Origin of the sequence: Herbinix luporum, assembly GCF_900070325.1 — a bacterium.
Classification (GTDB): domain Bacteria; phylum Bacillota; class Clostridia; order Lachnospirales; family Lachnospiraceae; genus Mobilitalea; species Mobilitalea luporum.
Window position 1 is genome coordinate 2462664 of record NZ_LN879430.1, and the last position, 22126, is coordinate 2484789.

Below are 22126 nucleotides of genomic sequence, written 5' to 3' on the forward strand. Positions count from 1 at the left end.
ATTATTCCAAACACTGAGCCAATCTTTCCTTATCTAAAATCTTAAAACTGCGGCCATACAAATCTATCAGTCCGTCATTCTTCATCCTGGTAAGCTCCCTGCACATAGAAGTACGAGATACATTTAAAAAATCCGCCAGTTCTGTTCGGTTTAATGGTATCTGAAATGTATTACTGCCGTTTTCTAAAGAAGCTTTTAGTAGGTAGCTTGCCAGTTTTTCACGCATTCCTTTTAGTGTTAAAAGTTCTAACTTATAATTTAAAATCACATTCTTTTCTCCCAGTATCACCATCATATTTTGAATCAAGCCGATATGAAAAGAACAAGACTGGCCACAACTTTTTATTATTCTCTCATAAGGAATCAGAAGAATTTTAACCGGCTCCATGGCCTGAACCGTAACCGGAGACAGACGGGTTGCCGTACAGACAATGCCCTCCGCAAACATATGGGAAGGATCTAAGATGGCTATGATGTGCTTATTTCCTGCCAAGCTTTCCTTAAGTATCTCAAGTCTGCCTGATAGCACAATTCCGATATGATCAAGCCTATCTCCCGCAAAAAAAAGATATTCTTCTTCATTATAATGTTTTACCTGGGCACTAAGACAGGCCAAAAGATGCTTGTAATCTGCTTCTTCAATTCCTCGAAAAAGGACACATTTTTTTAATATCGGAAAATACTTCTCCAATTTATATCCCTCCTATTATAAATTAAAGTTTTGATTTTTATTTTAAATTTTTATATTTTTGTTGCTATAGCTACACTTTTTATTTCATGATTGTATTATACTCACCATAGAACAGCGATGTCAACTAAAACATTCAAATCAAATTTAAAATAAAAAGTTTATAAGGAGAAGAAAGTATGGAAAACAAAATGTTTTGTTATCAATGTCAAGAGACTGCCGGTTGTACCGGATGTACAAAGTTTGGTGTATGTGGAAAATCACCGGACCTTGCAAGAATGCAGGATTTATTAATATATGTAACAAAGGGCTTAAGTGCTGTTACAACCACATTACGGGCACAAGGGGAGAGCATTCCTGCACATGTTAATCATTATGTAACTATTAACCTTTTCACAACAATAACAAATGCTAACTTTGACGATGAAATCTTCTATCAAAGAGTTTTTGAAACCTTAAATCTTAAAAATGAATTATTAGCTAAGGTGGCAGATAAGACTAATCTTCCTGAAGCAGCTTTATGGACTGCTACCGACAGAGAAGAACTGGATGAAAAATCTACAAAAGTAGGCATCCTTACAACTGAAAATGAAGACATCAGAAGTCTAAGAGAGTTAATTATCTATGGATTAAAAGGCTTAGCAGCTTATATGAAACATGCCAATGAATTAAAATATGACAATGAAGAGATTAGTGCATTTATGCAAAAAGCACTGGCTTCCACTTTAAATGATCAATTAACCATTGATGAACTTATTGCCCTAACCTTAGAAACCGGTAAAGTAGGCGTAGACGGCATGGCACTTCTTGATGCAGCTAATACAGGAACCTATGGTAATCCTGAAATTACTAAGGTTAATATCGGTGTAGGAACAAGACCCGGTATCCTTGTATCTGGCCATGACCTAAGAGACTTAGAACAGTTACTGGAGCAAAGTAAAGATTCCGGAGTAGATATATACACTCACTCCGAGATGCTACCTGCCCACTACTACCCTGCTTTCAAAAAATACAATCATTTTGTAGGTAACTATGGTAATGCTTGGTGGAAACAAAAAGAAGAGTTTGAAAGCTTTAACGGACCTATCCTTATGACAACAAACTGTGTTGTTCCCCCTGCACCTTCATACAAAAACAGATTATTTACCACAGGGGCAGCAGGAGTTCCCGGTTGCAAACATATAGATAGAGACGAAAATGGATACAAGGACTTCTCAGAGATTATCGAACTGGCTAAGACTTGTCAGGCACCTACAGAAATTGAAAAAGGTGAAATTATCGGCGGATTTGCCCATGCACAGGTATTTGCTCTGGCAGACCAGGTTGTTGAAGCTGTAAAATCCGGTGCTATCCGTAAATTCTTTGTAATGGCTGGATGTGACGGACGTCAAAAAGCAAGAAATTACTATACTGATTTTGCAAAGGCTCTTCCTAAGGATACTGTAATCTTAACTGCAGGTTGTGCAAAATACAAATACAACAAGCTTGATCTTGGTGATATTAACGGTATTCCTAGGGTATTAGATGCCGGTCAATGTAATGACTCTTACTCCCTTGCTTTAATCGCACTGAAATTAAAAGAGGCATTTGAACTTACCGATATCAACGAACTTCCTCTTGCTTTCAACATTGCATGGTATGAGCAGAAGGCTGTAATTGTTCTTCTTTCACTACTATACTTAGGAGTAAAGAATATTCATCTAGGCCCTACACTACCTGCTTTCCTATCACCTAATGTTGCAAAAGTATTGGTTGAAAACTTCGGTATCTCAGGTATCGGAACCGTTGAAGATGATATAAAATTATTTTTAGAATAATCTAGGCTCCTCAACTTTCTTATATATAAATAAGCAATAATAATGTAAAGAGCTGCTGCATATGGAATTATTTATCCGGCAGCAGCTCTTTATATAAAATAAATAATAATATCTTAGTATAAAATAAATTAAAATAGAATTGTAAATGATATATCATTATAATAGAAAGGATTTTACATGAGTGCATTTTTAGGACCGATTCATTACTGGTTATATAATAAGATACAGATACAACAAAATATTGTAGATGAAATCCACAGCAGGTATGGCTTATCTTTAAAAGAAGAATGTGATGTAAGATACGGTGAATTTGATAATAGACCTTTAGAGGAAATAATAGATCAAAGCAATATCCATGGCTGGCTACAAGAAAGAGTCTCTCAAGTGGAGTACAAATATGCTTACAGCATAAAGGCTTTATTGGATAAAGACCCTTCTTTATTAAGCCAGTTAGAAGAATTGCTTACCTTAAAGGGCAGGGAACTTGGACAAAACCTTAAGGAAACATCTAAGACAGCAGCCTTGTTATTTAAGGTAATATCCGATAATCTTCTTGACGGAATGCCCTGTGACCATGCCAATTCTTTGGTGGAAAATAGTGATGACCGTCTTGTTTGGAAGCGTAATCTCTGCGTCCATGAAGATTATTGGGCTGCTGTAGGAGCTGATATTTCTATTTATTACAGATTAAGAGAAGCCTGGATTAAAGGGCTAGTTGATGTATCTGGTTTTACTTTCAAAAAAATTGATTCTGTAACTTATAGTATTGAAAAAGCAGCTTAATATTAAGTACTTATAAACATTGTTTTTAATGAAACGGAGGGCTACCATGGATAGTATCAAGTTAATGATGGAAGAACACCAGCATATTCTTAGAATGTTGAAAGTTGTTCGTAAGGCCTGTTTAGGTATTATGAAGGGCAGTGATATAAACTACCATGATTTTGATAAAATGATTGACTTTATCCGCAATTACTCCGATGTTCATCATCACGGCAAGGAAGAAAAACTTCTTTTTAATGAGATGGTAGAACATCTTGGGTCCTTGGGTAATAAATTAGTAACCCACGGTATGCTGGTTGAGCATGACATGGGCAGATTATATATACAGGAGTTGATTGCCGCCATAGACCGCCTAAAGCAGGGTGATGAGGAAAGTCGCATTGATGTTATTGCCAATGCTATTAGCTATACCCATCATTTGAAACGCCATATAGATAAAGAAGATTCTGTTATCTATACCTTTGCCAAAAGACAGCTATCCCCAGATATACTAAAAAAGGTTGATGATAACACCATAACTTTTGAAAATGAAGCAAGACAAAAAGGCATCCAAGAGTATTATTTATCTATGCTTGATGATCTAGAGAAAAAATATATTAAATAGGCTTTTACTTCTTCTTTTTATAAACCAAAAGAGGCTGTTGCAAACAATTATGCAATAACCTCTTTTTATTTACATATTTTATGTTAAAATATAATATATTGGTTAAACATTGCAGTAATTAGGAAGGGGGATACCAGATTGATTAATCTTAATGCCATAGAAAGTTATTTATTAATTCATGGTGACTGTATGGAAGAAATGAAAAAGATACCGGATGGCAGTATTGACCTGATTTTATGCGATCCCCCCTATAATCTTGCCAAATATTCTACCGGTAATATGAAATTTAATTGGCGTAGTGAAATTAATAATGATTTGGCACAGTGGGATCTTAAAGAACTTTCCCCCGCTGATTTTCTTGATGAATTTAAAAGGGTTCTTTCACCCACCGGTAATATCTTTATATTTACCAGTTACCATATGATTGGAAAATGGCATGAGGTATTTGACAAGGAATTTGATACCTTTCAGTTTATGGTTTGGCATAAAACAAATCCGGTACCCAATATAAGAAAATCCTCATTTCTAAACAGTTGTGAATTAATAGCCTGTATGTGGAATAAGGGCCATACTTGGAATTTTTCAAAACAAAGTGAGATGCATAATTTTATAGAAGCACCCATTTGCATGGGACAAGAAAGGTTAAAATCCCCCAAACATCCCACCCAAAAACCCCTCAAGGTATTAAAGCATATAATAAAAATTGCCAGTAATGAAAATGATCTGGTTTTAGATATGTTTATGGGGGTAGGCTCTACCGGTGCAGCCGCTTTAAGCCTAAATCGCCGCTTTATTGGTATTGAAATTGACCAAGAATATTATAAAGCCAGCTTAAAACGATTAGAAAGTTTTAAGTCCATTAAAACCTCTCCTTAACCAGTACCCATTGGTGACTCTTTACATAATACTTAATGTGTATAAGCTGGGCACAGTCTTCTCTTACTATATTACAGCAAAAAAGTATGACCGGTATTCCCCCGTATTTTTCCTCTTTAGAAAATATAATATTTTCAATTTTATAAGTATGCAGAAGATGATTTTCATCCTCCAGCCTAATATAATTAGGCTTAATTTTCCCCTGCACATTAAAGGTTGCAATTACATCCACCGGCATATGAAGCATAAGAATTTCCTTTCTTTCATAATACTAAGTCATTACATAATGCCTTCCTTGTATTTTGGTTTTCGTTTTTCAGGTGAAATACCTCCGGACATATGATATATTGGTCCATTAAGAAAAATAGCCCTTATAATAGAATCTTCTCCATAACGTTCTCTTATCCGGTCCACAGCCGCATCTAATTTTGATAATTTTTCATAGCGGTTCATATCAAATAAATTAATCTGTTTTTCACTATCTTCTTCTACTATCTTGCTTGTATGGATGCCCAGTTGTCTGATTGGGGTTTGGTCCCAAAGCTCATCAAAAAGCTGACAGGCTGCCTTGTGAATTTCATTTGTTATATTTGTCGGGGAAATAAGCAGCATCTGATGGGAGCTACGGCGAAAATATATATCAACTATACTTACCGCAACTACACTGGCCATGACCGAGTCCCCCCTAAGCCTGCTACAAACCTTTTCAGCCAAAGAAAGCAGCACCATCTTGGCGGTACTGCCATCATCCACATCAAATGCAATGGTAGTAGAGTTACCATAACCCTTATTGGGAGGAGCCTGATCTTGCACAATAGAACTATCAATTCCATTGGCAAAGGAATAGATTACTTCACCATGTTTTTTAAAATGAGCCCGTAAAATATCAAGGTCAGTCTTAGCTAACTGTCCAATGGTATGAATCCCAAGGCTATGAAGCTTCCTCTTAGTAGCGGATCCTACAAAAAACAATTCCTCTACCGGTAGCTTCCACATTTTTTTCTCTATTTCTTCCGGAAACAGGGTGTGTACAAGATTAGGCTTCTTAAAATCAGAGGCCATCTTAGCCAGTATCTTATTGCTTGATATACCTATATTAACCGTAAAACCCAGTTCATTATAAATCCTATCTTTCATAAGATTTGCCGCAACCAGGGCAGAACCGTATAGCCCTACGGTACCGGTCATATCACAAAAGGCCTCATCCACTGAATACTGCTCCACACAAGGAGAAAACTCCTTAAGTATCTCTATCAGAGCCTTAGAGCACTCCTCATAAAGGTCATAGTGGGGAGGCACCATAATCAGATTTGGGCAAAGCTTTAGGGCATCACTAATGGTATCCCCAGTTCTTACACCGTACTTTTTGGCAGGGATTGATTTGGCAAGAATTATTCCATGCCTTTTCTTCACATCCCCTGCCACAGCCGAGGGAATCTCTCGCAAATCCCTCTTCTCACCCCGGATATGCAGTCGGTAAACGGCTTCCCAGCTTAGGAAAGCCGAATTCACATCAATATGAAAAATTACCTTATCCATACATATGTTCACCTCTTAATCTTATTATACCAGAACAGGTGTTCGGTGTAAAGGGGTGTTAATTGTAACTTTATGTCCTATATAAAAAATACCACATGGCTAAATTGCCATGTGGTCAGACAAGCTCTCTATTAAGCTTTGGTGGAACCTTATGAAGAATATGGCTTGTTGCCATATCATCTAAAATCCATGTTTCAATTTCATTTTTAGGTATTACAAGAGGCATCCGGTGATGAATATCTTTTATGGATTCATTAGCCCCTGTAGTAAGAATTACAAATCTCATTTCACCTTGATAATAGGAATAAAGTCCGGCCATATATAAGGCAGAACTTCCTTCTAGCCTAAACAGATGCTTTCTTTTCTCCCTGTCCCATTCATAAAAACCTGTGGAAGGTATAATACATCTTCGATTTATAACACTGTCCCTAAAGGTTCTCTTTTCAAAAGCAGTTTCTGATCTGGCATTTATAATTACCCCCTTCCCATCAAACTTAGGAAAGCCCCAGATACTAAGAGAGGGAGAAGCTTGATTTTCTTCTCCTATAAGGATAGGTACTTGATTTGTAGGAAATATTTCTCCGGTTTTTACCTTGCTGCTATGAATCTTAGCATTTAATTTTTCTAGAATTTCACGGATTTCATCACTTTCTTCTACAGTAAAATTATATCTTCCACACATATGAACGACCCTCTCTTCATTCTTATAATCAACTCTCTAACTTTTACCGGACCCATAATACACAACAAAAATCTATCTCTTATTTATATTATTGTATTTCAAATATATATTTTTCTAATTTTAACATTTTAATATACCTATTACAATAAAGCTGGTAAATATGTAGGTCTATGGCCTAATCCTTCTTACAATCTTTTCCCCCATATCCAAGAATCATATATGGCTTTGTCGAATTTTGTCCGTTACAATTGTTTAGGTATTAATAAACCCAGCCAAAATTAAGGAGGACTTTATGAATATACTTAAAAAAGCTAGCATTTTAGCTGCTTCTGTATTATTCTTCTCACTTACGATTTTTTCAGCAAATGCTTATGCTGCTGATTATACTATAGTACCAAATGATTCCCTTTATCAGATTAGCCGGCTGTTTAAGACATCGGTCAGCAGCCTAAAATCTGATAACAACTTAAAATCCGATACAATCTTTCCCGGTCAGGTCCTTAATGTTCCTGCAAATGTATATACAATAAAAAGTGGAGATTCTTTATATCTGATTGCACAAAGATATAATATCTCCTTAGCTGACCTAAGAAAAGCCAATAACAAGTGGGACAACCTAATAATACCCGGTCAAAAACTAATTCTTCCGGGAGTAAGTTCTACAAATAGTTCTAACGATAACATATTAACTGCTTCTTCCTCCACTAAAACAGTAATTCCCTATAAGAATTCTGAGGTGGACTTACTTGCAAGACTTATAAGGGCAGAAGCTGTCGGTGAACCCTATGAGGCCATGGTAGGGGTAGGTGCCGTGGTGGTAAACAGGGTTAAAAACCCGGACTGGCCAAATAGTATCAGCTCAGTTATCAACCATGTAAGCGGTGGCTATTATCAATTTTCTCCGGTACAAAACGGTCACATAAATACCCCACCTACAGATGCTTCCCTCCGTGCCGCTTGGGCTGCCCTTTATGGCAGCGACCCCAGTAAAGGGGCATTATTTTACTATGATACAAGCTCTACCAATCAGTGGATTCGCTCAAAACCTGTCACAGCTAAAATCGGATCCATGATATTTGCAAAATAAGAGTAATTTATTTACTATTTAATATATGCCTCATATGCCGGTCAACATAAAATCCGGCTATGGGGCATATTTTATTATTTAGTTAAAAAATTGTTTGACTTTTTTTCTATTTTGATTATGATAGAGTATAGTGTTTTAAAAGGATTTATAATAGCCTAATGAAAAGATTTAAAATATTCGATACCTTATGTATAGGAAAATAGAAGGAGGGCATTCATGAAGGCCGGATTCGATCCACAAAAATATATTGAAGAACAGTCCAAATATATTTTAGAACGGGTTAATAATTATGACAAGTTATATCTGGAATTTGGCGGAAAATTAATTGGTGACAAGCACGCAAAAAGAGTATTGCCCGGTTTTGATGAAGACGCAAAAATAAAATTACTTCAAAAACTTAAAGATCAAGTTGAAATAATTATCTGCGTATATGCCGGTGATATTGAAAGGAATAAAATTCGAGGGGATTTCGGCATTACTTATGATATGGAAGTTCTCCGTTTGTTGGATGATTTCCGAAGTTATGAACTTGAAGTAAACAGTGTTGTTATCACCCGGTATAATCAACAGCCTGCAACCAACGTATTTATTAATAAACTGGAGCGACGCAATATTAAGGTATATAAGCATGTGGAAATCCCCGGGTATCCTGCTGATATAGATACAATTGTCAGCGAACAAGGATACGGCAGTAACCCCTATATCACTACCACAAAACCTATAGTAGTTGTTACTGCTCCCGGACCAAATAGCGGAAAACTGGCTACCTGCTTAAGTCAGTTATACCATGAATATAATATGGGACGTATGGCAGGTTATTCTAAATTCGAAACCTTCCCGGTATGGAATCTTCCCCTAAAACATCCCGTTAATATTGCATACGAAGCAGCTACAATTGACCTAAAGGACGTAAATATGATTGACAATTTCCATTTTGAAAGATACCAAGAAGTTGCTGTTAATTATAACAGGGATTTAGAGATGTTTCCGGTAGTAAAAAGAATAATCGAGAAAATTACCGGTAAAGAATCCGTATACCAGTCCCCTACAGATATGGGTGTAAATAGGGTAGCTTTTGGAATTACCGATGACGAAATAGTAAGTGAAGCCTCAAAGCAGGAAATTATACGTAGATATTTTGCTACTATATGTGATTTTAAAAAGGGATTAGTAGATGAAGAATCCTTAAACCGCATGAAAGTTATTATGGAAGAGGTTCAGTTAAGACAGGAAGACAGACATTGCGTCATGCCCGCCAGGGATTATGCCGCCAAACTTAAGGAGACTTGCCATGAAAATGAAACTGTAACAGTAATGGCTTTTGAAATGCATGACGGTAAAATTATTACAGGCCGTAGCTCCTCTACCATGGACTGCTGTTCTGCTGCCATACTAAATGCTATCAAATATCTGGCAGGGATTGGTGATGAAATCTTTCTTCTTTCACCATTAATCTTAAGTACGATTCGTGATTTAAAGGAAAAAGTTCTTAATAGTAAAATTACCCGGCTGAATGCCAATGAAATCCTAGTTGCCCTTAGTATCTGTGCAGTTACCAATCCTACAGCCCAGCTGGCATATGAAAGATTATCTATGTTAAATGGTGTCCAGGCCCATTGTACATCCATGTTAAATAAGAATGATGAACAAATTTTAAGAAAGCTTGGTATAGATGTAACTTCTGATCCTTTCTATCCCTCAGAGAATTTATATTATGTATAATTTATAAACAATATAATATTATACTGGTATTATCTCCATTAATATAGCAAAAGCCCTGTATCCCCAATAATTTCTTATGGGACATACAGGGCCCTTTTTTAATCAAAAGAAATAGAATCCCAAGCCTCTTTGTTAACTACCACTTCATAGTCAGAAGACCATTCTTCGTAAAGATTAGCAAAAAGCTTGGTCCGTCGTTCTTCTATAATTTCTTCCTTCACCTTAGTTGTTGCATCTTCATTAAAATCAGATACACAGTAAATAATATGCCATCCGTAATCTGTACTTATAATATCACTGACTTCTCCTGTTTTTAATGAAAATGCTGCCTCCTTAAATTCCTTGCCATACTCTTTAGGCCCTCCGTCTTTTCCAAATGTCAGTTCAATCTCACCGGCCTCTGTATTAGCCTCTGCCAGAGTATAAAAATCTTCTTCGTTTTTAACCCTTTCTAATAAGCCTGAAATCTTTTCGTAAGCCTTATCTTTCTGCTCATCATCAAGGGGAACTCTCTTATTTTCATCATTTAAATAAGTTCCATAGATAAGGATATGCTGAATAGTAATTTGCCTTGCGATATCATCAGGTACATGGGTATCCACATCAATGGTTAAAGTCTCAAAAACCTTCTCTGCTAAGAGGTTATCGGCATAAACCTGTTCTAAAAGCTTAGGTGTTACCAAGTAACGGTCAATATCCTCATCTGACAGTCCCGCAAAATGTGCTGCCGCATAAGCAGCTGCTTCTGCTTCTTCTTCCTCCGTTAAAGCAATTCCATTCTCGGTAGCTTTATCACGGATAACTTTTAGCTGAGTAATCTGTTTTATAACCTCTTCCTTGATATATTCCCCAAAACTCTTTCCTTCTTCAAATATCTCTGCTTCCCAGATGCCGTTACCATAATCGGATTCATAAATTTCCTGTGCTGATTTTAGATATACCATTGCCTCGTTATAATATACTCTATCATTCCCAATTAAGGCAATTAGCTCACCGGCATTACCTATATCCTCACTTTGTGGTTTCTCATCTTTATAATAGTAGTAGGATATTTCCGTTACTAAATCCGAATTAATATCATAGGATACAAATAATTCGCTATCACTATTCCTATAAGTATAGGTAATGGAATTTTTTTCAGATTCTATGGTCTTATTAACCTCAGATTTATAAACCTCTGCCAACTTTTTTTCTGCTTCTTTTTTATCCATACCGATTTCTAGACCAAAAAGCTTAAATTTTTCAGCCCCTTTAAGAATGGTAATAGATGTAATATCTCCCTTTGGAGCAATTAGCTGTAGCCTATCTTCTATTTTATATACACCATTACCTTCCTGTATTAAATCAGTTCTAGTTTTCCTCTCAAAGCTTTTAATAGATTTTCCTTTATATTTGCTAAGTTCAAAATTTTTCTCAGCCACCCTGCAGCCCCCAAGAAAGGGCAATATAAATATAATTAATATAAAAATTCTAGCTAAGGGTTTTATATCTATTTTAATTTTATTATAATCCTTGTACATCTTCATTCCGAATCCCTTTCATGTTTAAAGAGTTTTTGTGACATAGTTTAATCAGGTTTTAGGTTTATTGTAGTTAAGCCTTCTGTCCTTGTCAAGATTACTGTAACAAAGATTTAAAATCATCAAGCAAGTTCTTAATACTTTCAAAAATTGATATAGTATCAGACATTCCTTTAGATGACTTGGGCAGCTGATAAGTAAAATGTGGATTGGGCTGGGCAATAAATTTTAAGCTGTTTTTGTATTTCTTTAATAGTTCAGGTATTTTTGACACATCAAGCTTGGCCTTTGGGTACATCATTAGCTTTACTTCATAATTTTTTTGAACAAGTCCTTGAATATATACACTATGGCAAATGGACTTAATAAGAGCAATATTAATAAGGTTATTAACAGCATGGGGTAAATCACCATAACGGTCTAATAGTTCCTCTTGCATATCCATAAGCTCCTCTTCAGTCTCAATAGTGGCAATCCTTTTATAAATATCCAGCTTTTGTACCTCGTTTTTAATATAAGTAGCAGGTATAAAGGCATCCATATCCATATCTACAGTTGTTTCAAAGCCTTCGTCCCAAGCTTCTTCCCCATTAATGGATTTTATAGCCTCATTTAACATCTTGCAATACAAATCATAGCCCACAGCCTCCATATGGCCGCTTTGTTCTGCTCCTAAGAGATTGCCGGCCCCACGTATCTCCAGATCCCGCATAGCTATTTTAAATCCTGAACCCATCTCGGAAAATTCTTTTATGGCATGTAATCTTTTTTCTGCCAGTTCTTTAAGCATCTTATCTCTTTTATACATCAAAAATGCATAGGCCGTACGATTGGATCTTCCAACCCGGCCCCTTAGCTGATAAAGCTGTGAAAGACCAAGCCTATCTGCATCGTCAATTATCATTGTATTTACATTAGATATATCAAGTCCGGTCTCAATAATTGTAGTAGATACTAAAACATCAATCTCTCCGGAAATAAATTCATGCATAATCTTTTCAAGGGCACGTTCGTACATCTGCCCATGGGCAACTGCCACATTGGCCTCAGGCACCAGCTTTGATACAGTTGCTGCAACCTCTTCAATTCCTCCTACCCGGTTATAGACATAATAAACCTGTCCCCCTCTTGCCAGTTCACGACTGATTGCCTCACGGATTATTTCTTCATTATGCTCCAAGACATATGTCTGAATTGGCAAACGATCCACCGGGGGCTCATCAAGTACACTCATATCTCTAATTCCCACTAAGCTCATATGAAGAGTTCTGGGTATTGGAGTTGCTGTAAGTGTCAGTACATCAACATCTTTTTTAAGTTGCTTTATTTTCTCTTTATGGGCAACCCCAAAACGTTGTTCCTCATCAACGATTAGGAGTCCCAAATCTTTAAATTTAACATCTGCTGAAAGAACCCTATGGGTTCCTACAACAATATCAAGAGTACCTTTTTTCAATCGCTCTATGGTTTTTTTCTGTTCTGCAGGACTTCTAAACCTAGACAGTATATCCACACTTACGGGATAATCCATCATCCTTTGTACCAAGGTATTATAATGCTGTTGTGCAAGGATAGTGGTAGGAACCAAGAAAACCACTTGCTTTCCGTCATTTACAGCCTTAAAGGCAGCACGTATTGCAATTTCGGTCTTGCCATAACCTACGTCTCCGCAAATCAGACGATCCATAATACGGTCACTTTCCATATCTTTTTTGGTATCTTCAATTGCCCGCAGTTGATCTTCTGTCTCCTCATAGGGGAAAGCTTCCTCAAACTCCTTTTGCCAGACAGTATCAGGACTAAACTTAAATCCCCGTTTTTCTTGCCTACTGGCATAAAGTTCTACCAGTTCCTTTGCAATTTCCTTAACCGCACCCTTTACCCTGGCCTTGGTATTCTTCCATTCCACAGAATTAAGCTTATTAAGTTTTGGTTTTTTGCCTCCAACCCCTGAATATTTTTGAATCACATCAAGGCCTGTTGCCGGTACATACAACACGCCTCCGTCCCCATACTCTATCTTTATATAATCTTTTGTAACTTTATCTACTTCTATTTTCTCAATGCCCCTATAAATCCCTAGGCCATGGTTTTCATGAATAATATAATCTCCGGGGGTTAAATCCGTAAAGCTTTGTATCTTCTTTCCTTCATGGGAAGACTTTTTCTTCTTTTTCTTTCTTTCCGCTCCAAAGATATCACTTTCTGAGATAATAACCAGCTTAATTAAAGGATACTCAAATCCTCTTTTTATGTTGCCGTAGGTGACCATAATCTCGCCGCTTTGAAGAACCCGATTCATATCCTCACTATAGAAAGGATTTAGGTTAAAATCCCTAAGATCTTCACTTAAACGTTTAGCCCTTGTCCTGGAACCGGATAGAAGAATAACTCTGTATTTTTTCTTTTTCCAATATTCTAAATCCTTTACCAAAACATCAAAATTTTTATGGTAGGAGGGCAAAGTCTGAACGGTAAAATCATATTTGTGCTTAGGGGTTATATAGCTATTTCTAGCTTCCATGGTACTAATAAGCAAGGTATTTTTCTTAGCAAGGATATTAAGTACTTCTTTATAACCATAGATTGTATCCATCTGTCCGGGAAGTATATAACCTTTCTCAATTCTACCTATCATACCTTCCCTAAACTCAGTCTCAACAGCTTCCCCTTTCTCAGATAACCTTCCCGGCTCATCTAAGAAAAATATTGCATCCTTATTGTCAAAATACTCATAAAAGCTCATGGTATTATGATAAAAATAATTAATATAGCTTTCCAAAGCCATAGAACCTTGAAAGTTCTCCAAGTTCTCTTTAAATTCTGCAATAATACTGCGGATTCTTGCGGCTTCCTCGGTCTTAAATTGATCCCTTAAATTTTTTTCATATTCCTTTTCTTCCTGCTCAATCTTTTTTAAGCCTTCCCTAAGCCTTACATCATCGGGAATAATTTCAGCAGCCGGATAAATAATTAGCCTATCCACCTGTTCAATGGAGCGCTGACTGCTTATATCAAAGGTTCTGATAGAATCAATCTCATCTCCCCACAACTCAATCCTATAGGGGGCCTCCTCTGTAAGGGGAAAAATATCAATAATTCCTCCCCGGATGGCAAAATCACCGGGGGCTTCTACCTGTGCCTGTCTTTCATAGCCAAGCCGGGTTAGGGTGGTTCCAAACTCCTGCAACTTAATTACTGAATCTAAATCAACTGTTATAATCCTATCCTTAATATGTTCAAGGGGAAGCAGTCGGTCCATACCACCGTCTATGGTCATGACAATGGTGGTATCCTTCTTCTCTATTATCCGCCTTAAAATCTGAAGCCTATCCCTTACAATTGCTCTTCCGTGAATATCGGCACTATAAAAAATAATATCCTTTGCCGGATAAAGAAATACATTTTTATCATATAAACGATAGTCCTCATATATTTCTTTAGCCTTCAAATCATTATAGGTAACAATGACTTTGAAGGTAAATCCATCAGCAAGTCCATGGATTAAGTGGCATTTTTGGGAATCAATACAGCCGGTAATTTGTACCGGCAGTGTTCCCATTATTATATTATCCCTGATATCATTAAATTCCTTTAATTCCTTCAAGGGTTCTGTAAATATCTTCACTAATGTTCCTCCTGACAGTCATGCTACTTGCAGTTACCTCAAAATTAATATCTACAATATATTAATATATCCTAAGATTCCTTTTTATTAAAAATTCTTTCTATTAAGGAGGATCTGCCTTTATCATCCTTTATAGTATCTGCTTGGGATTTATTATTATTTGTTTTTTTAGCTTCCTTCTTCTTATTATACTTATTCATTGCCGCATCCATTCCGTCACTTATAATCATCCGGCAAGCATCTGAGCTATCTTTAAGTGCTTCTCTAATAATTTTCTCTTCATCCTCTTTAAACCTTGATAGTACATAATCAGCCAGATCCCAGTCTTTGGGCTTTTCCCCTACACCTATCTTTATCCTGGGAAATTCATCTGTTCCAAGATGACTGATAATACTTTTTATACCGTTATGTCCTCCGGCACTGCCCTTTTTACGAATCCTAAGCTGTCCCACATCCAGGCTGATATCATCATATATTACAATAATGTCCTGGGCAGAGACTTTATAATAATCTACCAGCTGCCTGACACTTTCACCGCTAAGATTCATATAAGTAACCGGTTGTGCCAAAATAACCTTCTCACCTTCAATATAGCCTGTACCGCATATGGCTTTGTGCTTATTTTGGTTCAAGGCAATATTATAGTCGTCCGCTATCCGTGTAATGGCATCCCAGCCAATATTATGCCTGGTAGCTTGATATTTTTCTGTTGGGTTTCCTAATCCTATAATAATACGCATATTTTACCTCATCTATCTAAAAAATTGCATAGTAATATATACTTGACACAGATTTGTATCAAGTATGTTGACCATATTGTTGTTACATTATTATAATCTTTTAGTATGAATGTGGCAATAACTATGTTTTCACAAAAGACAAAAATATCGCCTTCCACTTCATGAAAAATGGTTGGCGATATTAAAAATATATTTGTTTTCTTATACTTTAGTTACTTTTAATGTGTTCAAAATATCCGATCTATACATTTCAAGGGTCATTCTATCGGGCATTGATGTTTGTACACCTTGTCTTGTAATACTAATTCCTGCTGCATAAAGAGCAAATTTTATTGAAGTAATCAAATCATTTCCTTCACACATAAACACAGCTAAAGCACTTATAAAAGCATCTGCTGCACCGGTAGTATCGTTAGCCTCAAAGGGAGCTGCTTCAAATAGTAAAGAATAGTCTTTGTTTTTTAGATAACAGCCCTTACTGCCTAAGGTTACAATAACATTTTTTACACCTTTTTCAAATAATAGATTGGCCTTTTGAATAACAGATAAATCTCCCTCTACCAAACGATTAATTTCTTTTTCATTGGGAATAAAATAATCAATATCATTAATAAAGTTATCATTAATTTTTTCCATTGTTGAGGGCTTTACCATAACCTTTACCTTGTTTTTTTTACAAAGATTAAGGGCAAATTCAATGGTCTTTATTGAAACCTCTAATGACATTAGGCAAAATTCAGCATCAATTATCAAATCCTTATGCTTACTGATTTGATGAATATTAAGATTATCATTGGCTCCAGGGTAAACTACAATCGCACTTTCTCCGTTTTTTGCAATATTAATATAGGCCTTACCGGTGGGCAATGAGCTGTCAAATTTAACACCGTCTGCTTTAACAGAGTTACTAACCAAACTATTATAGATGGTCTTTCCGTCATTGTCATTGCCTATACAACCTATGGCATATACTAATCCTCCAAGTTTACCTGCACCCACTGCCTGGTTAGCCCCTTTTCCACCGGGTAAAAGAGCTATGCTGTTTGTAATCAGTGTTTCTCCATCGGTCGGCATCTTATCAACATTAATATTAATATCCATATTCATACTGCCGATAACTACGATTTTTTTATTATTGTTATTATATTTTCTAAAGGGACTAGTTACACTTTCCCCCACTTTTAGTCTTATGTCAATTTCCCTTATAATATTATTAGGTGCTTCCTTACTTTCAACAATACTTAGCATAGCCCTGACAGCTTGTTTTCCTATGTTCTCAATTTCTAAATCAACTGTATCAAGCCTGGGACTTAACATCTCTGATAATCCGGAGGTATTGATGCAAATAACTGAAATATCCTTAGGAATAAGTACCCCATATGTACTACATATTTGATAAAGGCTGCAAGCTATTTTTTCATTTTCACAAACAATAGCTGTGACATTCATATTAATAAGCTGGTGAGATCCTATTTTTCCTGCTTCTAATATGTCTTGCCCTCTAAACACCTTATTGCTATCAAATAATATATCACTATCATACAGGGCACGAATATATCCCTCACTTATTTTATCACTGTTAAGGCTATTACATAATAATAAGCCTATATTATTATGACCATTTTTAATTAAATGGCTAGTAGCCAAATAACCGGCATTTTCATAATTGGTATATACCTGGGCAGATGATTTATCTTCTTCATCTTATTTTCGTCAACTTCTTATTCTATTATTGAGCCACTTAAAAAAATATTTTTATAAGACAAGAAAGGCAGCATCCCGCTGCCTTTCTTGTCTTTTTATTACCGTTTTCTCTCCTACTCCTCGCTTTCAGATTCCGCTTCTAAAGCTGCAATCTCGTACTTTTCGAGGATAATACTTTGGATTTTTTCTCTTGTTTCCGAATTGATTGGATGAGCGATATCCCTGTATTCTCCATCCCCGGCTTTCCGGCTGGGCATAGCGATGAATAAGCCCTTGTCTCCTTCAATTACCTTGATATCATGAACAACAAATTCATTATCAATGGTAATTGAAACGACTGCTTTCATCTTTCCCTCCTTACTAACCTTGCGTACGCGAACATCGGTAATTTCCATGGCTTAGTCCCCCTTCTGTCATTATTTATCGTTAGTTATCAAGAAAAAGTCTGTTAACATAGTTAATCCAACTTTTCCTAGCCACTTAATTATGTAATACCCCAGAAATCTTTGTCTTATGTTATAAGATAAGACTATTATACCATATAAGAACAAAAATGTGAATAATTTTTACAATAAAATATCCTATCTTTACATATTTTACGTTAATTTTCATTTTTTTTTAAGTTTTCTGGACTTATTTTATATCTTTTTTCATATATCTTAATTGTAAACTTGCATTCTTGGTATTAAAAGGAATATATTACTAGTAAGTTTAAGGCTAACCAATTCTAGTGATTTCTATTGTAATTTGGAAAAAATCGATTATAATACAATTTAAAGTTACAATAAATTATAAAATTATATGAATAGGAAGTGCTATATGTACAAAATTGATTTTAATAAGCCATGCCGAATTCATTTTATAGGAATTGGCGGTATTAGTATGAGTGGTTTTGCAGAATATTTACATAACCTGGGGTTTAAGGTTAGCGGCTCTGACAGTCACAAAAGTAAAATAACCCAGGATCTAAATGAGCTGGGTATCGAAATTCTTTACGGACAAAGAAAGAGCAATATTACACCTGATATTGATGTGGTCGTATATACGGCTGCTATTAAAAGTGATAATGAAGAATTTATGGCCGTTAATGAATTGGGAATTCCTAAGTTAAATCGTGCCCAACTAATCGGACAGATTATGGAGCATTTTGATAATGCCGTTGCCGTATCCGGTACTCACGGAAAAACCACCGTAACCTCTATGCTGTCTTTACTTTTTATTGACGGTAATCTTGATCCCACAATCTCCATCGGTGGCATCTTAGATGCCATAGGGGGAAATATGCGTATAGGAAATTCAGGTCATTTTATTACTGAGGCCTGTGAATATATGAACTCTTTCTTAGAATTTAAGCCTAAAAAGGCCATTATATTAAATATTGATGAAGATCATATGGACTTTTTCAAGGACTTAGATGATATTCGCAATTCTTTTCATCTGTTTGCAAAAAAAATTCCAAAAGACGGGCAACTGTATATTAACGGCGAGATAGCTAATTATGAGGAGATAACTAAGGACCTAGAATGTGAGGTGCTTACTTACGGTATAACTGATCCTGCATATGGCACTAATTATCACTTATATGATATAAGGGCCGAAAATATTAAATCCGATAATTTAACCGGTCAAAGCTTTGACCTTTATTATAAAGATAAATTTATAGATAGGATTATGTTAAAAGCCGTAGGCATTCATAATATTTCAAATTCCTTACCGGCTATTGGTATAGCCCTTAATGAACAGATTCCTATAGAAACAATTAAAAATTCCTTGAAGCATTTTAAATGTGCCCATCGTCGTTTTCAATATAAGGGAACAATTGGCGGTGTCAATATTGTGGATGATTATGCTCACCATCCTACAGAAATTACCGCTACCCTTACTGCCGCAAAGACCTATACCGATAATACCCTATGGTGTGTCTTCCAACCCCACACCTTTAGCAGAACCAAACGGCATTTGAAGGATTTTGCAAAGTCCTTATCCCTAGCCGACAAAATAGTCCTTGCGGATATATATGCTGCAAGAGAAAAAGATCCCGGGGATATTTCTTCTAAGGATTTAGCCAATGAATTGAAAAAGCTGGGTAAAGAAGTATATTATTTCCCCAGTTTCGATGAAATTGAAAACTTTTTATTAGAAAATTGTATTAACGGCGATCTGTTGATAACTATGGGCGCCGGAGATATCGTAACCGTGGGAGAATCCCTGCTAGGAAAATAGTTATCCACATTATCCACAGTGTTATCAACATTTTATGTTAACCAACACTGTGGATATTATTTTATCCATATACATTTCATCAACAATATAGTACCCCATCTCTCAAATCCATGATTTCATATGTTTCTACCTGTTTTTACATAAAATTACACGCCACTTATCCACTTTGTCCACATCATCAACATGGACTTTACCCCCCGTAAAGCTAGTAAAACAGGCTATTTCATTAAATTTCAACTTATGCTATAATGGTCACGACAAGCAGATTAGAGGATATAATAGTAAGTAGAAAGGGGATGGATGAATATTGAATAGTATAACCTTATGTGCCGAAGGTATTTCAGACGTTACCATAGTCCCAAATACCTTTATTGATTTTTATATGCCTTCTGCCAATGGGGCCTATGTAAAAGTTTATCTTTATCTATTAAGAAGCATAGGTACTGCTAATCTAGAAATTACAGTTACCTCTATTGCTGACCACTTAGAAAATACAGAAACAGACATCATCCGTGCCTTAAATTATTGGGAAAAGCAGAAACTGCTTAAAATAGAAAGAAATGCCCTAGATGAGATTATAGCAATCCGTATGGTCGATCCTAATCTTGTAAATAATATTAATAAAACCACAGTTAGTAACACCACAGTAAATACTACTGTTATAGATAATGTAGATAGCGAAATTGCTGATGTTTCAGTTAACATACATACCGCTAAGGAACCGGCCATTAGACAAAAATATACTCAGAAGCAGATTTCAGAACTAAGCAGTAATGACGAAATTAAATATGCCATGCATATAGTGGAAATATATTTAGACCGACCCTTAAAACCTATGGATATGCAATTAATCTTATATTTATATGAAGAATTGAATTTTTCTTCTGAATTAATTATGTATTTATATGAATACTGCGTCTCAAAGAATAAGAAGAATCCTTCTTATATCGAAGCGGTTGCCCTTAGCTGGGCTAAGGAAGGTATTGATACAGAAGAAAAGGCAAGGGAGGCTACTGCCAGCCATAATGAGCATTTTAATACTGTAAATAAAGCCTTTGGATTAAATAGGCCACCGGGGCAGATTGAACGACAATATATCACAAAATGGGTGGAAGTCTTCTTATTTTCTGATGATATTATTACGGAGGCCTGTAACAGAACACTTTTAAGAACTCAAAAGCCTGATTTTAAATATGCTGATAAGATACTTGAGACATGGTTTAAAAAAGGTGTGAAAAATATGGCTGATATAGCCAAGCTGGATGAAGAGTTTGCTATGGGTAACAGACTTAAAAGCAAGGTTACTCCTATATCCAGACAAACATCCAATAAATTTAACCAGTTCCCCCAAAGAACTTATTCGGCTAATGATTATGCCGAGCTTGAACGTAAGTTAATTAACAAGGGATTATAAAGGAGAAATATATGGCTCTAAAGAATGATCAGTATAACAAAATTTTACGCAAATATGATGAGCGTAGATTAGAGAATAAATACGAATTAGATAAACGTATACAAAAAGCTTATGAAGCCATACCTAAGTTGAAGGAACTGGAAGAAAAATTTATTTCTTTATCCGCCCAATTAGGAAGACAAGCTATATTAGGTAATACTGACATCTCAAATGAAATAAAAAAAGAAGCTGAATATTTAAAAAAAATGCAAAGGCAGCTACTTATTGAAAATGGATATCCCCCGGATTATCTTACCATGCAGTATAAATGTAGTAAATGCAAAGATACCGGCTTTATAGATAATGAGAAATGCAACTGCTTAAAGCAAGCAATTGCAGATATGATTTATTCAGGATCAAATATAAGATCTGTGCTGGACCGTGAGAATTTTAGCACATTTTCCTTTAAATATTATCCTGATGATTATATTGATGAAACCATTGGTCTATCTCCCCTATCCAATATGCAGAAAATCGTAGCCGGCTGCAAAAGCTTTATCCGGCATTTTGATGAAAACCACGAGAATCTGTTATTTCTTGGCAACACCGGAGTAGGTAAAACCTTTCTTGCCAATTGTATTGCCAAGGAGTTATTGGATCGGGGTTATACGGTAATTTACCTGACCGCCTTTAGATTGTTTGATATTTTGGAAAAATTTAAGTTTGGCAAGGAGGTGGAGGATTCTTTAACAGCATCAAATCAGTTTGAATATATACTAGACTGTGACTTGCTTATTATTGATGACTTAGGTACCGAACTTAACAACTCATTTACAACCTCACAGCTCTACTTAATTATTAATGAACGGCTACTAAGACAAAAATCCACTTTAATATCTACCAATCTATCCCTTGATAATTTAAATACTATTTATAGCGAACGTATTTATTCCAGAATAATTAGCAATTATAATATTAGGCGTATTGTCGGTAAAGATATCAGATTATATAAAGCTATTAGTGAAATAAAATAAAAGAGTACTTTAAGCCTTGACTTAAAATATCTATAGTGATATAACTTTTATGGATTAACCAAGAACACAGTTTTTATATGGAGGGA

The 22126-nt window shown here is 35.8% G+C and carries 17 protein-coding genes and 2 pseudogenes; 9 read left to right on the forward strand and 10 right to left on the reverse strand.

The window, feature by feature from the left end:
• Window position 1: 1 nt before the first annotated feature.
• Window positions 2-691: a Crp/Fnr family transcriptional regulator gene (locus tag SD1D_RS11380; RefSeq protein ID WP_058259019.1), complete on the reverse strand. Its 690-nt coding sequence runs from the start codon at window positions 689-691 to the stop codon at window positions 2-4.
• A gap of 176 nt (window positions 692-867) precedes the next feature.
• Here SD1D_RS11380 and hcp point away from each other — a divergent pair, with 176 nt between their 5' ends.
• From hcp to SD1D_RS11400, 4 genes are all read left to right on the forward strand, one after another.
• The gene (hcp, locus tag SD1D_RS11385) at window positions 868-2505 is read left to right on the forward strand and encodes a hydroxylamine reductase (RefSeq protein WP_058259020.1); all 1638 of its coding nucleotides are present in this window, start codon (window positions 868-870) and stop codon (window positions 2503-2505) included.
• 177 nt (window positions 2506-2682) lie between these two features.
• Window positions 2683-3288, forward strand: a complete 606-nt coding sequence (locus SD1D_RS11390) for a hypothetical protein (protein ID WP_058259021.1) — start codon at window positions 2683-2685, stop codon at window positions 3286-3288.
• Window positions 3289-3334: 46 nt separating this feature from the next.
• Window positions 3335-3892, forward strand: coding sequence for a hemerythrin domain-containing protein (locus SD1D_RS11395; protein WP_058259022.1), 558 nt, complete (start codon window positions 3335-3337; stop codon window positions 3890-3892).
• A 138-nt stretch (window positions 3893-4030) separates the two neighbouring features.
• Window positions 4031-4768 (forward strand): DNA-methyltransferase, encoded by a 738-nt coding sequence (locus SD1D_RS11400; RefSeq protein ID WP_197687595.1) that lies wholly within the window; start codon window positions 4031-4033, stop codon window positions 4766-4768.
• On the opposite strand, the gene SD1D_RS11405 is transcribed toward SD1D_RS11400, so the two are convergent.
• The 3 genes from SD1D_RS11405 to SD1D_RS11415 form a co-directional block, all read right to left on the reverse strand.
• Window positions 4752-5015 (reverse strand): hypothetical protein, encoded by a 264-nt coding sequence (locus tag SD1D_RS11405; protein ID WP_058259023.1) that lies wholly within the window; start codon window positions 5013-5015, stop codon window positions 4752-4754. The two genes, SD1D_RS11400 and SD1D_RS11405, sit on opposite strands and share 17 nt — an antisense overlap.
• Window positions 5016-5047: 32 nt before the next feature.
• Window positions 5048-6307, reverse strand: coding sequence for a DNA polymerase Y family protein (locus tag SD1D_RS11410; protein WP_173803200.1), 1260 nt, complete (start codon window positions 6305-6307; stop codon window positions 5048-5050).
• Between the two features lie 115 nt (window positions 6308-6422).
• Window positions 6423-6989: an SOS response-associated peptidase gene (locus SD1D_RS11415; RefSeq protein WP_058259024.1), complete on the reverse strand. Its 567-nt coding sequence runs from the start codon at window positions 6987-6989 to the stop codon at window positions 6423-6425.
• Window positions 6990-7281: 292 nt separating this feature from the next.
• On the opposite strand from SD1D_RS11415, the gene SD1D_RS11420 reads away from it, so the two are divergent.
• Window positions 7282-8076, forward strand: coding sequence for a cell wall hydrolase (locus SD1D_RS11420; RefSeq protein WP_058259025.1), 795 nt, complete (start codon window positions 7282-7284; stop codon window positions 8074-8076).
• Window positions 8077-8292: 216 nt separating this feature from the next.
• Window positions 8293-9798, forward strand: coding sequence for a DUF1846 domain-containing protein (locus SD1D_RS11425; protein WP_058259026.1), 1506 nt, complete (start codon window positions 8293-8295; stop codon window positions 9796-9798).
• A 98-nt stretch (window positions 9799-9896) separates the two neighbouring features.
• On the opposite strand, the gene SD1D_RS11430 is transcribed toward SD1D_RS11425, so the two are convergent.
• From SD1D_RS11430 to spoVG, 6 genes and pseudogenes are all read right to left on the reverse strand, one after another.
• Window positions 9897-11219, reverse strand: a complete 1323-nt coding sequence (locus tag SD1D_RS11430) for a peptidylprolyl isomerase (protein WP_157893129.1) — start codon at window positions 11217-11219, stop codon at window positions 9897-9899.
• A 196-nt stretch (window positions 11220-11415) separates the two neighbouring features.
• Window positions 11416-14880 carry a transcription-repair coupling factor gene (gene mfd / locus SD1D_RS11435; protein ID WP_087758970.1) on the reverse strand — a complete coding sequence of 1155 codons (3465 nt, stop codon included), beginning with the start codon at window positions 14878-14880 and terminating at the stop codon, window positions 11416-11418.
• A 242-nt stretch (window positions 14881-15122) separates the two neighbouring features.
• Window positions 15123-15686: pseudogene (gene pth, locus SD1D_RS11440) on the reverse strand (aminoacyl-tRNA hydrolase); the annotation flags it as partial.
• Between the two features lie 201 nt (window positions 15687-15887).
• A complete protein-coding gene (locus SD1D_RS11445; protein WP_278319668.1) occupies window positions 15888-16865 on the reverse strand; it encodes a ribokinase in 978 nt (325 codons plus the stop codon).
• Window positions 16863-17336, reverse strand: a pseudogene (locus tag SD1D_RS12595) (substrate-binding domain-containing protein); the annotation flags it as partial. The pseudogene SD1D_RS12595 and the gene SD1D_RS11445, both read right to left, overlap by 3 nt.
• 167 nt (window positions 17337-17503) lie before the next feature.
• Entirely contained in the window at window positions 17504-17785 is a 282-nt protein-coding gene (spoVG, locus tag SD1D_RS11450; protein ID WP_058259030.1) for a septation regulator SpoVG, read from the reverse strand.
• Window positions 17786-18209: 424 nt separating this feature from the next.
• On the opposite strand from spoVG, the gene murC reads away from it, so the two are divergent.
• The 3 genes from murC to SD1D_RS11465 all read left to right on the forward strand — a co-directional run bounded on the left by murC (window position 18210) and on the right by SD1D_RS11465 (window position 22040).
• Window positions 18210-19613 carry a UDP-N-acetylmuramate--L-alanine ligase gene (gene murC / locus SD1D_RS11455; RefSeq protein WP_058259031.1) on the forward strand — a complete coding sequence of 468 codons (1404 nt, stop codon included), beginning with the start codon at window positions 18210-18212 and terminating at the stop codon, window positions 19611-19613.
• Window positions 19614-19920: 307 nt separating this feature from the next.
• A complete protein-coding gene (locus tag SD1D_RS11460) occupies window positions 19921-21027 on the forward strand; it encodes a DnaD domain protein (RefSeq protein WP_058259032.1) in 1107 nt (368 codons plus the stop codon).
• An 11-nt stretch (window positions 21028-21038) separates the two neighbouring features.
• The gene (locus SD1D_RS11465) at window positions 21039-22040 is read left to right on the forward strand and encodes an ATP-binding protein (RefSeq protein WP_058259033.1); all 1002 of its coding nucleotides are present in this window, start codon (window positions 21039-21041) and stop codon (window positions 22038-22040) included.
• Window positions 22041-22126: the final 86 nt, after the last annotated feature.

What these genes read in the sequence shown, in the direction of transcription:
- hcp (WP_058259020.1), top strand. Translation starts at nt 868, where the DNA reads ATGGAAAACAAAATGTTTTGTTATCAATGTCAAGAGACTGCCGGTTGT.
- SD1D_RS11390 (WP_058259021.1), top strand. Translation starts at nt 2,683, where the DNA reads ATGAGTGCATTTTTAGGACCGATTCATTACTGGTTATATAATAAGATA.
- SD1D_RS11395 (WP_058259022.1), top strand. Translation starts at nt 3,335, where the DNA reads ATGGATAGTATCAAGTTAATGATGGAAGAACACCAGCATATTCTTAGA.
- SD1D_RS11405 (WP_058259023.1), bottom strand. Translation starts at nt 5,015, where the DNA reads ATGCTTCATATGCCGGTGGATGTAATTGCAACCTTTAATGTGCAGGGG.
- SD1D_RS11410 (WP_173803200.1), bottom strand. Translation starts at nt 6,307, where the DNA reads ATGGATAAGGTAATTTTTCATATTGATGTGAATTCGGCTTTCCTAAGC.
- SD1D_RS11415 (WP_058259024.1), bottom strand. Translation starts at nt 6,989, where the DNA reads ATGTGTGGAAGATATAATTTTACTGTAGAAGAAAGTGATGAAATCCGT.
- SD1D_RS11420 (WP_058259025.1), top strand. Translation starts at nt 7,282, where the DNA reads ATGAATATACTTAAAAAAGCTAGCATTTTAGCTGCTTCTGTATTATTC.
- SD1D_RS11425 (WP_058259026.1), top strand. Translation starts at nt 8,293, where the DNA reads ATGAAGGCCGGATTCGATCCACAAAAATATATTGAAGAACAGTCCAAA.
- mfd (WP_087758970.1), bottom strand. Translation starts at nt 14,880, where the DNA reads ATGGGAACACTGCCGGTACAAATTACCGGCTGTATTGATTCCCAAAAA.
- spoVG (WP_058259030.1), bottom strand. Translation starts at nt 17,785, where the DNA reads ATGGAAATTACCGATGTTCGCGTACGCAAGGTTAGTAAGGAGGGAAAG.
- murC (WP_058259031.1), top strand. Translation starts at nt 18,210, where the DNA reads ATGTACAAAATTGATTTTAATAAGCCATGCCGAATTCATTTTATAGGA.
- SD1D_RS11465 (WP_058259033.1), top strand. Translation starts at nt 21,039, where the DNA reads ATGGCTCTAAAGAATGATCAGTATAACAAAATTTTACGCAAATATGAT.